The organism is Candidatus Binatia bacterium, from assembly GCA_029248525.1.
Classification (GTDB): Bacteria; Desulfobacterota; Binatia; order UBA12015; family UBA12015; genus UBA12015.
This window is the reverse complement of sequence record JAQWJE010000014.1, coordinates 142,546-156,225: the sequence shown is the minus strand read 5'-3', so window position 1 is coordinate 156,225 and position 13,680 is coordinate 142,546. Positions and strand designations below refer to the sequence as shown.

10 protein-coding genes are annotated in these 13,680 nt (G+C 59.6%); 7 read left to right on the top strand and 3 right to left on the bottom strand.

All coding sequences use genetic code 11. From position 1 onward, the window contains the following. Positions 1 to 414 precede the first annotated feature (414 nt). The gene (locus P8K07_03935; protein MDG1957672.1) at positions 415 to 1,989 is read left to right on the top strand and encodes an aldo/keto reductase; all 1,575 of its coding nucleotides are present in this window, start codon (positions 415 to 417) and stop codon (positions 1,987 to 1,989) included. A gap of 125 nt (positions 1,990 to 2,114) precedes the next feature. Here the strand turns inward: P8K07_03935 and P8K07_03930 are convergent, their stop codons facing one another. From P8K07_03930 to P8K07_03920, 3 genes are all read right to left on the bottom strand, one after another. Next, positions 2,115 to 3,131: an alpha/beta hydrolase gene (locus P8K07_03930; protein ID MDG1957671.1), complete on the bottom strand. Its 1,017-nt coding sequence runs from the start codon at positions 3,129 to 3,131 to the stop codon at positions 2,115 to 2,117. A 69-nt stretch (positions 3,132 to 3,200) separates the two neighbouring features. Continuing rightward, positions 3,201 to 3,917 carry a nitroreductase family protein gene (locus tag P8K07_03925; protein MDG1957670.1) on the bottom strand — a complete coding sequence of 239 codons (717 nt, stop codon included), beginning with the start codon at positions 3,915 to 3,917 and terminating at the stop codon, positions 3,201 to 3,203. A 65-nt stretch (positions 3,918 to 3,982) separates the two neighbouring features. Continuing rightward, on the bottom strand, positions 3,983 to 5,152 hold the full coding sequence (locus P8K07_03920; GenBank protein MDG1957669.1) for an iron-containing alcohol dehydrogenase: 1,170 nt from the start codon (positions 5,150 to 5,152) through the stop codon (positions 3,983 to 3,985). A gap of 242 nt (positions 5,153 to 5,394) precedes the next feature. Here P8K07_03920 and P8K07_03915 point away from each other — a divergent pair, with 242 nt between their 5' ends. The 6 genes from P8K07_03915 (at position 5,395) to P8K07_03890 (ending at position 13,656) form a co-directional block, all read left to right on the top strand. After that, positions 5,395 to 6,231: an SDR family NAD(P)-dependent oxidoreductase gene (locus tag P8K07_03915; GenBank protein ID MDG1957668.1), complete on the top strand. Its 837-nt coding sequence runs from the start codon at positions 5,395 to 5,397 to the stop codon at positions 6,229 to 6,231. A 174-nt stretch (positions 6,232 to 6,405) separates the two neighbouring features. After that, positions 6,406 to 7,683 (top strand): hypothetical protein, encoded by a 1,278-nt coding sequence (locus P8K07_03910; protein ID MDG1957667.1) that lies wholly within the window; start codon positions 6,406 to 6,408, stop codon positions 7,681 to 7,683. Positions 7,684 to 7,773: 90 nt separating this feature from the next. Then, the gene (locus P8K07_03905; protein MDG1957666.1) at positions 7,774 to 9,360 is read left to right on the top strand and encodes a hypothetical protein; all 1,587 of its coding nucleotides are present in this window, start codon (positions 7,774 to 7,776) and stop codon (positions 9,358 to 9,360) included. Positions 9,361 to 9,466: 106 nt separating this feature from the next. Then, entirely contained in the window at positions 9,467 to 10,504 is a 1,038-nt protein-coding gene (locus tag P8K07_03900) for an alpha/beta hydrolase (GenBank protein MDG1957665.1), read from the top strand. Positions 10,505 to 10,692: 188 nt separating this feature from the next. Then, positions 10,693 to 11,697 carry an NAD-dependent epimerase/dehydratase family protein gene (locus P8K07_03895; protein MDG1957664.1) on the top strand — a complete coding sequence of 335 codons (1,005 nt, stop codon included), beginning with the start codon at positions 10,693 to 10,695 and terminating at the stop codon, positions 11,695 to 11,697. Between the two features lie 585 nt (positions 11,698 to 12,282). Next, on the top strand, positions 12,283 to 13,656 hold the full coding sequence (locus P8K07_03890) for a cellulose binding domain-containing protein (GenBank protein ID MDG1957663.1): 1,374 nt from the start codon (positions 12,283 to 12,285) through the stop codon (positions 13,654 to 13,656). Positions 13,657 to 13,680: the final 24 nt, after the last annotated feature.

The window sequence follows — 13,680 nt, the reverse complement described above, 5'->3', positions numbered from 1 at the left end:
AAGCCTTCCATGAAAAAACACTCGAGTTGTAACGCGTCGGTCAGTGCGAACCCGAAACCTATTTCGCGGGGAGGGTACTTCAGTCGAGTCGGGACTCCTCACCCGCGTCGGGTGGAGCTTCGGCGGGTTGTGTTTGATCCGATTTTTGATCTTTGGATTGCGCGTTCGAGTCACGCGGGAGCCGTCGGATTGCCGTTGTGATTACGAGCCTTTTCTCGGCCAGGTGCTGGCCGCGTCGTTCCGGGATGCACGTGTGGGTGACCTTTGGTGCCGGACTGAGGGGCATCCGGAAGGTGCACCCCTCGGCAGCCGCGAAATGACCTGTTGGGAAAACGAGGTAGCTGGGCTAGTCTTGGTCAAGGCTTCATTTCCGAGGCTGGCTGCGCAGGTTTCCTGCGATTGGAGGAATCTCTCATGCGTCCCACAACCGTTGCTCTGGCCGCCTTGGGAACGAGTGCTGCTATCGGCCTTTTCGTCGCTGGCCCTTTGCTCTACGACTCTCTTGTCGGTCTGGATTCCTCGGCCTTTCCGGGAGGTGAGAGACTCCAATCTGCCGTGATGACCGTGATGCCGGAGGCCACGAAGGCTGTTGGCGGGATGATCTCGGCCTTTGTCCTTATTTTTCTGCTTGGCGTTTTTGCCTTTTTCGGAATGCGACAGGTTCTGCGTGCTCGCGGTGCCGAGGAGGTTGGCGCCGGGGCCGCACCGGCTTCGGCAAGGCGCACGCTGCTCGCCAGCATGGCGACGGGTGCGGGAGCCATTGTTGCCGGCGGTGGTACAATGGTCGGGCGCACCTTTTTGGGCTGGGGGACCGGCGGGCCGGGCTGGCAACGGCCTGTGGGCGAGGTCTTTGGTGGTGACGTTGTGAAAACGCATCCCACCCTCGAAGCGCCGTGGCGAGGTAGTCGCGTGCAGTCGTACGGCCGATTGGGTCGGACGGACTGGCCGGTGTCAGATATCGTCCTTGGAGCCGGCCAGATCCGGGGAGACAAGGGCACGGAGGTCGTCAAGCTCGCTCTCGACCGAGGGGTGAACTACATCGACACCGCACCGGACTATTCCGCTGCAGGCTCCGAGGAGGCGGTCGGTCTTGCGATTCAGGATCGCCCCCGCGAGGAACTTTTTCTAGCGACCAAATTCTGTACGCCGATCGGGCATCTGCCCGCAGGGACATCGGTCTCGGAGTACAAGGAGGTCATCTATGCGAGCCTTGGTCGGCTCGGGACAGACTATGTCGACCTGATTCATGTGCACTCCTGCGATGACGTCGACCGGTTGATGGACCCCAATATGCACCAGGCGTTTGCCGAGTTGCGAGAAGAGGGCAAGGCGCGATTTCTCGGCTTTTCCTCCCACACGCCAAAGCTGACCGAGGTCGCTGATGCGGCGATCGACTCGGGTAAATTTGATGTGATGATGGTCGCCTACCATCACGGCATCTGGCCGGAACTGAATCGCTTGATCGCCAAGGCGCGCCGGGAACAGGATATGGGTGTCGTTGCCATGAAGACCCTCAAGGGGGCCAAGCACCATGGGCTCGAGGGCTTCCAGGACGATGCGAGTTCCTATGCCCAGTCGGCACTGAAATGGGTGAATTCGAATCCGGATGTTTCCTGCTCGATCATTTCGTTTTTCGAGCTGCAGCATCTCGACGAGTACCTCTACGCATCGGGTGGTCGTCCGGAGGGCACCGATATGGCGCGACTCGCACGCTACGACCAGCAGATCCGCGGCACCTATTGTGGTCCTCATTGCGGTGATTGCCTCGATTCCTGTCCGAATGATGTCGCTATCCCCGATGTTCTGCGGCATCGCATGTACTTCGAGGACTACCGCGCCGAGCGATCGGGGATCGAGGCCTACGCGAAGCTGTCTCATGACGCATCCGCCTGTGCGAGTTGTCCCGCTCCCTGTGCCGGATCTTGCCCGGTAGGGATCCCGATTCAGGAACGGCTGGTCGGGGCGCATCGTCTCCTCTCGGTCGCCTAGGCGAAGCATCTCGAGCAGAAGTACGGTCCAACTCATCGGGGACGCGTCCTGGCTCTCCGCGAGGAAAGGTCATCGATAGTTGCGGCTGCAGGTAGGGTTTCTGCCGCTCGGCAGGGCGGACGGATTCAGCCGCTTGGGGCCGCGACCTGACGCTGGGCCACGACCATGTCACGAATCGCCTCGATGACGATTTCGGGCTGCTCTATCTGGATCAGGTGACCGCTCTGCTTGGCGACTCGCCGCTCTCCCCGCGTGGAGAGTCGGGCCAGTTCTTCCTGCAATTCATCCCAGGCGGCTCGCTGCGCTCGGGCTGACTCAAGGGAGACACCCAATTCTTCGACCGCGTAGGGCTCGACCCCCTGAGAGAGGACAATCAAGGGCAGATCTCCAAGCGAGCGGGGCGCACGGGGCTGCGCCAGTGTTTCGTCGAAGCTCACCATCTCGTAGTAGAGCGCTCCGCATGCGTGCGATTGATTGGCATTGGACTTGATCGCACCTTCGGCTGACGGAGGGATGTCCACCTGCCAGAACATCTCGATGGACTCGTCCACAATCCCGAGCGCACGAATCAGACCCAGTGGCTGCAAGTAGCTGCAGATGGCGAGCGGCTGTGCCAAATCCAGCAGGCTCCCATCCTCGCTCGGAAGCCTGAGCCCTTGTTCCTCGTGTGAGGAATCCACCAGCACCATCCCGACCACGCCTTCGGGGTAGGCGTCAAAATACTCTCGTGCGTAGACGCCTCCGGCGGACATCCCCACGAGGATCCACGGGCCGTCGACTTCGGCCACTTCGATCAGTCGGTGTAGTCGCTGCGCCACCTCCACCGGGCCGGCCGTTCCGTCAATGGGTTCACTCCAGTCGATCCCGGGGCGGTCGTAGGCGCATACGCGCGTGAAGGAGGCGATTTCGTCCTGTACCAGCGCCCAGCTGGTGGAGCCTGTGGTAAGCCCTGCCTCCAACAGCACGACAGGATGCCCCGACCCTCGGCAGTCCAGGTGAAGATCCAACCCGTCGACCATTACCATTTCGCCCGGTACCGGGTAGGCCGTTCGGTCAGCCGCGCTCCGGACCCCTTGGTATACCGCACCGCTCAAGACCAACAGAGCAAGCAGGACCGCGCCGTATTTCAGAACCTTTTTCAATCGGCCACACTCCGTTCCGACTTCGCTCTCTGCTCCGTAACCCGCACCGGTCGGGCGTCGGATCGAGGCTCAAACCCAACTTACGACGTCGGCCGGGTTGGGACGCTTGACGGAACCGAATTTGCCGGTCGGCCAACCTACCGGAATGATCGCGGCCAGCGTGCTTGTGGACGGCATGCCCAGGATTTTCTCGAACTCTCCCGGCACGAAAAAATGCTGGGTGGTGAGTACGGCACCGAGCCCAAGGGCGCGGGCTGCGAGCAGGATGTTCTGCACCGCCGGAAAGGCGGTGGCGCCGTCGGCGATCCCGGCCGTCCGTCCGCCGCTTGTCGCCAGCCGCAGCGCGCCTCCCAATCCGAGATGGCGCACAGCGCTCGTTAACGTGGACGGTGATGCGAGGGCTTTGGCCATGGCTTCGTCGCGCGCGACGCAGACGCAGATGAATGCGGGAATCTCGACGAAGTGGTCGAGTTGCCAGGTAGCCGCCTTGGTAATCCGATCACGGGCGGCCACGTCCTCGCCAGGCCGAGGATCTGCGACGGCGAAGGTGTCCATGTAGAAGCCCCACGTCTGCTTCCAGAGCGCGTGCATTTTCTCCTTGGTGGCCGTCTCGCGGACGATGATGAATTTCCAGTTTTGCGCATTGCTGCCGCTGGGGCCGTGAAGGCCCGCGTCGACCAGCTGCAGCAGGGTCTCTTCGGGGACCGGGTCGGGTTTGAGTCGCCGCATGGCGCGGCAGCTGTACATGATCTCGAAGAGCTTCTCGTCGCTGGTAGGCATCGTCATGGCAGCCACTCCTAACAGGTGTGGCCGAGGCTGAATAGCGGGGGGAGGCGCACGGGGCGCCTGCCTCAGCGCGCATTCACGAAGGATCTGCCGAGGAGTGCGCGAATATCCCGGACTGTCGACGGGACCGGATTGGTCGCTCGCGCCGAATCGGTGATAGCTTTTTCCGCGATGGCGTCGAGCGCCTCTTCGGGAACCTGAAGGTCCGCGAGACCACGGGGAATTTTCAGCTCGTCCAACAGCCCAACGATACCGGCATACATCGAGTCAAAATCCTCTGTCCCCAAGCCCATGGCGTCGCTGATCAGAGGGGCTTTTTCCTCCAATGCCGCCCTGTTGAAGAGCAGGACCGGAGGCAGCAGCACGGCGTTGGTCAAGCCATGATGGGTATCACAGACCGCGCCAACCATATGACTCATGGCATGGACCAGCCCCAAGCCCTTGAGAAACGAGATCCCTGCAAGGCACGAACCGACCAGCATCGCGCCGCGGGCCTCGAGGTCGTCGCCATGCGCCACGGCCTTTTCCAGCGAACCAGTGATGAGCCGAATGGATTCAAGCGCCAGCCCATCGCAGAGAGGGTTCAGGTCAGGCACCGAGAGTGCTTCGATCGCGTGAACGAGAGCATCACAACCAGTCCAGGCGGTAAGGTCGGGCGGTAATTTGACGGTGAGTTCCGGATCGAGGATGGCCAGAAGAGGCTTCTGGTGGCGATGCCAAACACAACGTTTCGTGCCGACCGCGGTATCGGTGAGCATCGCCGTACTTTCGGTCTCCGCACCGGTACCAGCGGTTGTCGGGACGCACACAAGCGGTGCGAATGCCTCGAAACTCAGGTCCGGAGCCTCCGACTGGTCGTAATCAAATGCCCATAGATCCGTATTGCTCCGGCTGACGAGGCTGATTGCCTTTCCCGCATCCATGCCACTGCCACCGCCGATGGCAATGATCCCGTCATGCCGACCTTTGTTGAACGCGGCTTTCCCCAGCGCGATGTTCCGGTCGGTAGGGTTTGGCGAGACATCACTGAATACCGAACTTTGCACGCCTGCGGAATGACAGGCTCTGCTGACCAATTCGATAAACGGCAAATCGCGACTGCCGCGGTCGGTCACAATCAACGGATTCGCAAGACGATGCTCCTTGCAGGCGACCCCGATCTCGGAGAGCCGGCCCGGGCCGTATCGAATCGGTACGGGGAAGCTCCAGTCTGCGTTGCTGAGAAAGTTTGGCATCGAGTTTTTCAATCCGTATTGCTGCTGGAAAATCAGCTTACGGTGGGGGGACCGCTTGGCCGGCGGTATGCAGTCGAATACTTGGCGCATCCCGCATGTGCAACGGGTATATGGTTCGGGCCGCGGTCCGAACTGCGGCGAGCCCGGTCGGGGCGCCTGAGTTCTCTTGCTACAAAACGGGAGTTCAGGTTTGCTCCGCACCAGAGGCCTCATACTGCTCAATCGAACCAGAGGAATTGATCATGAAAAATTTGCACGGAAAAGTGATTGCCATCACCGGTGCCGGGTCTGGGATCGGTCGGTGTCTGGCGATTCAATTGGCCGATCAGGGAAGCCATCTCTCGCTCTCGGATGTCGACCAGGCAGGTCTGCGCACGACTGAGGATCTCGTATCAAAGGAGGTCAAGGTCACCACGCATTTGGTCGACGTGGCCGATCGCGATCAGGTCTACGCCTGGGCAGAAGAGACAATCAAGGTTCACGGGCATGTGGACGGCATCATCAACAACGCGGGCGTCGCCTCCATCGCGACCGTGGAAGAGATCTCCTACGAAGATTTTGATTGGGTGTTTCGAATCGTTTTCTACGGAGTCCTCTACGGCACCAAAGCATTCTTGCCGCATCTGAAAAAACGACCCGATGCTCACATCGTGAATATTTCCAGCGTCAACGGCTTTGTATCGACCCCGATGAACGGCCCCTATGCGTGTGCGAAGCACGCGGTGAAAGCCTTGAATCAAACTCTTCAACAAGAATTGAATGGAACCTCGGTTCATATCACCTCTGTGCATCCCGGCGGCGTCAAGACGGATATCGCTCGCAATGCCCGAAGCTACGAGTCCGACGACCTCCATGAAGAGAAAATCACACGTTTTGATCAGATCGCAGGTACTTCCGCCGAAAAGGCGGCGAGCATCATTATCCGAGGGATGTTGAAGAACCGAAAGCGCCAATTGGTCGGCTTCGATGCCGTCGTGATCGATATCTTGTCGCGGCTCTTCCCGCAGAGGTTTTCAGATGCACTCGGCGTTTTTTATCAAAGAGCGACCGGCCGGGCCTTGGAGAAAACCTTGACGTGAAGCGGCGTCCCGGATCATGGTCTCCGGTACCCTCGGCACAACCGGTATGGCCGGTATGGCCGGTATGTCGCAAGGGTATGTGAGTCCTCCGCGGCTTCCGATTTGGTTTAGCGGAGAATAGTTCCAGATTTTCCGGTTTGACCGAAGGAGACTTCTTGAGGCAAAAGGGCGTTCATGTCCTCTGTCTTTTTTCGTTCTCTCGTTTCTTCTTGTTCGGTTTTGGCGACCGCGATGGTCTTGAGTGCTTGCGGCGATTCGGGTTCTTCGCCCGGAGGCCAAAATCAGGGGTTGGAAGGAGCCCTTGCGGATTTGAGGGTTTCTCGAGATCAGCTGCTCGATGTTCTGGAGGACACAGTGGAGCTTGCCGAGGAGGAATCCGCAGCAAGGATAGCGTCCGGTGATGATGGCCTGGCTCGCCCGATGAGTGTTCTGCCGGTCGTAGCGGCCCCGCCGCAGCCGGCGGCATGGCCCGCCGGCATCCCGCTGACGCCAACGATCCCCAATGTGGAGTATCCAGCGGACTGTACGGATGGAGATTCCTCCACGCCCTGCGAGCAGGATTCGAATCTCGAGCTCGCGATGGAGAGGAAATTCTGGGCAATCGTGCAAAATACTGCGGTTGAAGAAATGAAATCGTGGGCGCAGGATTCGGTTGCCTACGCAACGGCCAGCGAGAGCACCTACCGGGCACGGATCTTCAAGCTCGCGGCTTTTGGCAATACCATGGTCTATACCGCATACGCTCCGGGCGACCCCGCGGGAATCCGCTATATCGTGAGTGGTGCAAGCGACATCGTGCGCTCAATTCGTCTGAACGTCTACAACCCCAATGCGCTTGCCATGGGGCTCTATTACCTCTCGCTTGCCGAGTTTCTGCTGGAGTCGCGGGTCGAATCGTCGCGACTCGACGGGGAGGGTGTACTCGATAAAATGCTCAAGGTCGCGTTGCTCTTCGGTCGACCCTCGCCGAAATATAATGTCGGTTACGGTTCGGAACTGCGCTATGTGGGGCTGTCGGGGCATACCAGCCTTCTGAACTCGCCGGAGGATCCGATCCAGTTCGGGATCGACGGGTTCAACGACGGTGAGAACTGGAGCGTCGTGCGCACAACATCGCTAGCTCCCTTCAAGCAGGTCGGTGCCGAGATCAACCTCGCGGAGGCGTACGCGGCACTCGACCAGCGGGAAGCCTCCGAGGCGCGCTACGGGCGGATCGAACAATGGCTGGTCGGAAAGAATGCTCCGGCGGGCTACGATGGGTGGATCGATGCAACGCGTGTAGAATTGCTCGGGACAGATGGCCTGATCGAAATATGGCAGACGCCGCGCGGCCTGCTGGGTTCGCAAATACGTCAGCCCTACGGTCCCTTTGAGCAGACCCAGATCTGTCGGATGTGCCATCTTGGCGCTGTCGTTCCGGATGATTACTACTCATGGCGCACGGGCCAATAAGGAGAGGCGCAACCGGCCTCCAGCTTGAGTTTGGTAGATTCTTTTGAGCGAGAGCTTGCCTCCGACCCACTTCTTGCGATTGGATCAAGCATGAGATGGGTTTTACCGACGATGGTTTTCGCGGCGCTTCTCGGCGCTGCATGTGGTGGGTCCGGCACCGAGACCGGAAACGTTGGAGATACGCCGTCGGGTCCAACGCCTGACGCATCGCCGGTACCGGAGCCAACGCCCGATCCGATGCCGGAGCCGACTCCTGATCTCGAGGCTGCGCGACTGACACATTTCCTGGGAGAGCTGGTTCTCGGCCCGGGGGAAGAAATAGCGTCCCAATGTGTTGCGTGGACGCTTGGCAACGAATCGGCACTCTACGTGCAGTCTGTGACTCTCAGCAACCCGGGTGCTTCGCACCATTCAAATTGGTTTGTGGTTCCCGACGACCTCTACGCCGGGCCCGACGGTTATTTTGATTGTGGAGATCGAGAGTTCAGCGAGATCGGCGCGGCTGTCGCTGGCACGGTAATCTTTGCGCAATCGACGCAATCACTTTTCGAGGTCCAGGGTTTTCGGCCCGGTGCGGTCGTGAAGATTCCCCCTCGCCACAAGGTGGTTGCCGGCGTGCATTTCCTGAACCTCTCTGCGCGAGAGCTGCGCACGGGCCTGCAAATGTCGCTCGAACTGATTCATCCTCGCGACGTCGAGGCGATTCTCTCGCCTTTTCGCTTCAGCTATTACGCTCTCGATATTCCACCGGAGAGCGAACAGCGCTATGCCATTGAATGCGATATGGCGAGCGCTTTTGCAGGGGCGGCGGATCGGCCCTTCGATATGAAGCTGCACTGGGTCTTGCCGCACACGCATGAGCTTGGAAATCATTTTCGAGTCGAAGTTGTCGGTGGTGAGAACGACGGTCGTGTCCTGCATGAGTTGAATACGTTCAACGGTGATGCGAATGGACTGGCGCTCGAGCCGCCTCTTGATCTCGGCGATGCGACTGGTTTGCGCGTGGTCTGCGGCTTTCGCAACCCCAGAGACGAGAGCATTGGATGGGGCATCGGTGACCAGGAGATGTGCGTTATGCTGGGGCTTGCCGAGACGGAAATCATGATGGATCTGCAAGTCAGTGAAACGACAGATAGCGCGGGCGAAGACCGCGGTGTTCCTTTGGGTACGGGGCCGTGCTCGATTCTGGCAGTTCCGCGTAATCCGGCTCAGGGTCCGCCCACAGCAGACGAGATCAATGCCGACCTTTACGTTCCCGAAGTGGCACCGGAAGATATCGACCTGCCGGCAAGGCCCGTATGTGTAGACACCCCGAACGATGCATCGGCAGAGGCTCCGCCCACCTTCTCGAGTATCAGAGAGACGATCTTTGCCCCATCTTGTAACTACTCGGCGTGCCATGGCAGCGTGACTCCAGCCGCTGGGCTTGACCTTGAGACTGGAGATCTGGCCGCGCTGGTCGGTGCCCCGGTCGTGACGGCTCGAACCGAGATGCCGCTGATTGCCCCCGGCGATCCCGACGGGAGTTGGCTCTATCGGTTGATTTCGCGTTGTGAGCCCCTCGATGATGAAGGGACCGAATTTGCGCATATGCCGGGGAACGCACCGACCCTGCTTGAGCCGGTTCTGGTCGCGAAGGTGCGAGAATGGATTCTCGCCGGAGCAGAGGATGATTGAGGGCTGAATGTCGGTCCGGGGTTCGATTTGACCAAGGCATCCGCTTTGGCGAAAAAGAAAACCGGGGGCCATGATGCGGCCTGCCCAGAACTCAAGGAGCCCTCTCTTGCCCAAATTTGATATCAAGACCGATCGGCGCATGGATCCACGTATCAGGACCATGCTTGCTCTATTTCCAGACCCCGAGATGCGGGACGTCGATAGTCGAGAAGCGTTGCTGGCGGACCAGGCGACTCCTGAATCTCAGGAGGCTCGCAAGGCTTTCGAGACCTTCGCGGCGATGTGCGATACCGAGGAGATTTCGCCCTCGTCGGGGCTCCGGATCGAAACGCTCGAATTCACCTCGCAACCGGATGGGAATCAGATCAAGATCCAGTTCATCCGGCCCGACGATGACGCGGTTGTTCCCTGCGTCTACTATATCCATGGGGGAGGCATGATGATGATGTCTTGCTTTGACGGGAACTATCGGGCTTGGGGCCGGATGATGGCCCAGCAAAGAGTGGCGGTGGCCATGGTCGACTTTCGCAACTCGGTGTTGCCTTCGTCGGCTCCGGAAGTCGCACCCTTCCCGGCGGGCTTGAACGACTGTGTCTCGGGTCTTTCCTGGGTAGCCGAGGAACACCAAAGTCTCGGTATCGATCCAGCGCGGATCATAGTGGCCGGAGAGAGCGGTGGTGGGAATTTAACTCTGGCGACAGGGATGCGACTGCTTGAGGACGGCAATACGGCTTTGATCGCCGGACTATACGCGCTCTGTCCTTATATCGCCGGGATATGGCCGCTGCCGGAGAATCCATCGTCAACCGAGAACAACGGCATCCTGTTGGACCTTCATAATAATCAGGGGGCGATGTCGTATGGAATCGAAGAACTCGAGAAGAGGAACCCGCTGGCGTGGCCCGGTTTCGCGAAGGCCGAAGATCTCAAAGGTCTGCCGCCAACTGTGATCAGCGTGAACGAATGTGACCCGCTGCGCGACGAGGGTATCGCATTCTATCGACTTCTTCTCGAAGCCGGCGTGCCCGCCCAATGTCGCCAATTGATGGGTACCGCTCACGGGTCTGACACGATGCCTATTCTTTGCCCCGAAATCAGCCGTGAAACGGCACGCAGCATCGCTGACTTCTGTCGAGGTGCCTGACGCAGGCTCGCTTGCACGGGAATCGTGGACGTTCCATCCAGGCCGATGCGGACCGCAGTGCAGGTTCATCAAGGTTTCGAAATGACTCTTGTCGAGATGGCCCTTTGACGTGTGGCTGATCGCCGGGTCGCCGCTCGATCGCGACAGGCGAGGTTGCAGAAGGCGCAAAGCGAGCTTTAATAAGGTCGATGTCGGATAAACGTATTGTCGCGATTACCGGGGCCACCGGATTTGTTGGGCGCCACGTGGTCGAGCGCTTGCTGAGCGAGCCCGACATCGAGCTTCGCTGCTTGAGTCGGTCGGCGCGGGATGCGGCCGAGGGCGGAGAAGCCGATGGACGAGTCCGCTATGTCGAGGGCGACGTCGTCACATCCGCCGGCCTTGAGCAATTGCTCGACGGTGTCTGGGGTGTCATCAACCTTGCCGGAAACCGCGACTTTTGGAGCCCGAGCCGTGTGGCGTATTACGACCTCAACCAGCGAGGTGCCGAGAATGTCTTTCGTGCAGCTGTGCGGGCCGGGGTGGGAAAGGCAGTACAAGTCAGCACGCCGCTAGCCTTCGGCGTGCCCGCAAGGATTCCTTTTGACGAGGACGAACCAGCGGGTCCTCATCCGAGTGACTATGCCCGCAGTAAGCACCTTGGTGATCGAGCGGCTTGGGATCTCTACCGCGAGCAGCAACTTCCGCTTACAGTCGTCCACCTCGCGGCTGTGATCGGCGCGGGTGACCCTCGACCTACAATGGAGGTCGGGCGCGCCGTGACGGGGAATCTGCCTGCACTGGTCGGGGCCGATACTGTTTATACCTACGTTCATGTTCGGGATGCGGCCGAAGCAATCGTGCGGGCCCTGTTTTCGGATGAATCGACGGGGCGTGCTTACCTGGTGGGCACGGAGCGGGCAACGACGCGTGAGTATTTCGAAATCATCGGGCGACTTGCCGGGGTTTCGGCACCATCGCTCAACCTCCCCGAAGCTCTTCTGCTTCCGGTAGCGTATGCCCTCGAATGGCTTGCATCGATCACCGGTCAACGTCCTGCGCTCCCGGTGGACATCCTCAAGACTACCCAGGCGGGCTCGCTGCTTTTTGATGGCAGCCGAGCTGTGCGCGAACTCGGCATGGAATATCGACCTCTTGAGCAGGCATTGCGGGAGTCCGTTGCGGAGATTCAGGCCACAACCGGGGTTGCATAGCGACTGCGAGCGGGCTGCAGTGCCAGCTTGACGGGCAGGCATTTGATGCCGCGGCAACGGCAGCTTCATGGATCTCACGCTATCGACCGAAATCTGTCCGGCTTCATCCCGCGGGGTGTGAAATACTGTTCGCTCTCGTTCCGCAATCAGCCTTCTCACTTTTGGCGGATCTTCCGACGACTTCGTTTTATGATTCTGCGTCTGCTGCGGAGAGTTGAAGTTTTCATGTCGGGGCGCGCGGCTGGACCCTCGAGGGGGCGGCTCGGCGAGACTCTTCGTAGAGTATTCCGAAGTCGGTCCATCGCATGCGCTGAGTTTCCGTGAATTTTTTGTGCGCACCGATACGCAAAGTTTCTCCTGTCAGGACGTCTCTCCGCAGAGCTTGATGCCCAGGGGTTTTCGGCCTGCCTGCCCAACGCCCACTTCAAATGACCTCGCATCTCGATTGCGCGTTGCGTAGGGGATTCCGGCATCTTTTCTTAAGCGCGAAAATCGGCTCGAATGGTGTTTCCGCTGTACCGATTCCAGCGCTGCTTCCCCATGTTCTCAGCGGACACGGAACAACCAACGATAAGGGGATTTGATATGTGGCAAGAAAAACACGGAAGCTCTTTCTCTCGTTATGGAATGATCGCTCTGTGCTTTGCATTTGGCTCAGCCTGCAAAACACAACGACCGTGTCATGTGGAGTACGAAGTGACTCAGGCATGGACCGGCGGCTTCATTGCAAACGTGGAGATTTACAACGAAGGTGAGCGCGACCTCGATCTCGAAAACGGATGGCACTTCGCATTCGAAGTTCCGGAACGACAGGAGATTGTGGAGTTATGGGACGGCATCATTCAGGAAGACGCATCGGGATTTCGCGTCAAGAATGTCGGATGGAACCGAGTGATACCTGCCGGAGATTCCGTCAGCTTCGGATTCTACGCCGATTACGAAGGCGATCCGCCGCTGGACCCGGCGGCCTTTAGATTGAACGGCAGAGCATGCTCGGCCAATACCGCTCCGGGGCCGGACTCTGACGCGCTCCCGCCCGGCGAGCCGTCCAGCACACCTCCTCCGGCGCCGACAGTAGAGCCGACACCATCACCGGCCTCTCCGACACCGACACCCTGGTCGCCAACGCCGTCGCCGACGAATTCGCCGCCAGCTGACCCTGCGGAGCCGGACGGTCACGATGGCCACGATGACGGCGGACATGACCATATGCCTCCGCCGGCCAGCACCGGTGACTACGTGGATATAACCACCTGGGGCACTTTCCACGGCTCGAACCACAACTCCGAACATGATGAGTTGGTGGGCGGTCGCACGGCGATCACGACCGAAGCGGTTGAGGCCTACAATCACCTGCGAGCCTTCTTCGGTCTTCCCGCCGCAGCAATCGAGGATGTCGGCACGTGGGCGTTCGCGGAATCTCTGACCAATAACAGTCAGGCCTGGGGCAATGATCTGCTCGGTGTGGGACTCTGGTACGCAATGCAGGGTGCCAAGGTTGGATGGATTGCGGACGAGCGGTACGATCCGCAAATCCTTGCGGATATCCAACGCACGGCGCGCACCGTTGCCAACCAGGAAGCGATGAGAGCTCAAGTGATGGAGATGGTCGAGTCCTATGGTCACGCGGGCTACGCGGCGTACCTGGAGGAGTACGAGATCGTGGATACCTTCATCCATACGCTGAAGATGGAGCCGCATTATGGAGGATGGATGCATGGGCGGACCCATGGCTTCCGATCATTGGAAGGGGTGGCGATCAATCACGACGTGAACCACCTGACGGTGCTCGGTTGGGATCAGATGGAGCCGTTCATGAACGACACCTTTGATTGGCCACAGTGGCCGGCGCTGGATGTCTCGGACTCCGGAGTGATCGAGTATTTCCAGAGTATGGTTTCTCTTGGGGATCCTGTCGGGTTCAATCTGGAATCTTCCTCCACGCCCCTGGCACCCTAGCCTCTGCCGGAGGGCTTCAACCGC

What these genes read in the sequence shown, in the direction of transcription:
- P8K07_03935 (MDG1957672.1), top strand. Translation starts at nt 415, where the DNA reads ATGCGTCCCACAACCGTTGCTCTGGCCGCCTTGGGAACGAGTGCTGCT.
- P8K07_03925 (MDG1957670.1), bottom strand. Translation starts at nt 3,917, where the DNA reads ATGACGATGCCTACCAGCGACGAGAAGCTCTTCGAGATCATGTACAGC.
- P8K07_03920 (MDG1957669.1), bottom strand. Translation starts at nt 5,152, where the DNA reads ATGCCAAACTTTCTCAGCAACGCAGACTGGAGCTTCCCCGTACCGATT.
- P8K07_03915 (MDG1957668.1), top strand. Translation starts at nt 5,395, where the DNA reads ATGAAAAATTTGCACGGAAAAGTGATTGCCATCACCGGTGCCGGGTCT.
- P8K07_03910 (MDG1957667.1), top strand. Translation starts at nt 6,406, where the DNA reads ATGTCCTCTGTCTTTTTTCGTTCTCTCGTTTCTTCTTGTTCGGTTTTG.
- P8K07_03905 (MDG1957666.1), top strand. Translation starts at nt 7,774, where the DNA reads ATGAGATGGGTTTTACCGACGATGGTTTTCGCGGCGCTTCTCGGCGCT.
- P8K07_03895 (MDG1957664.1), top strand. Translation starts at nt 10,693, where the DNA reads ATGTCGGATAAACGTATTGTCGCGATTACCGGGGCCACCGGATTTGTT.
- P8K07_03890 (MDG1957663.1), top strand. Translation starts at nt 12,283, where the DNA reads ATGTGGCAAGAAAAACACGGAAGCTCTTTCTCTCGTTATGGAATGATC.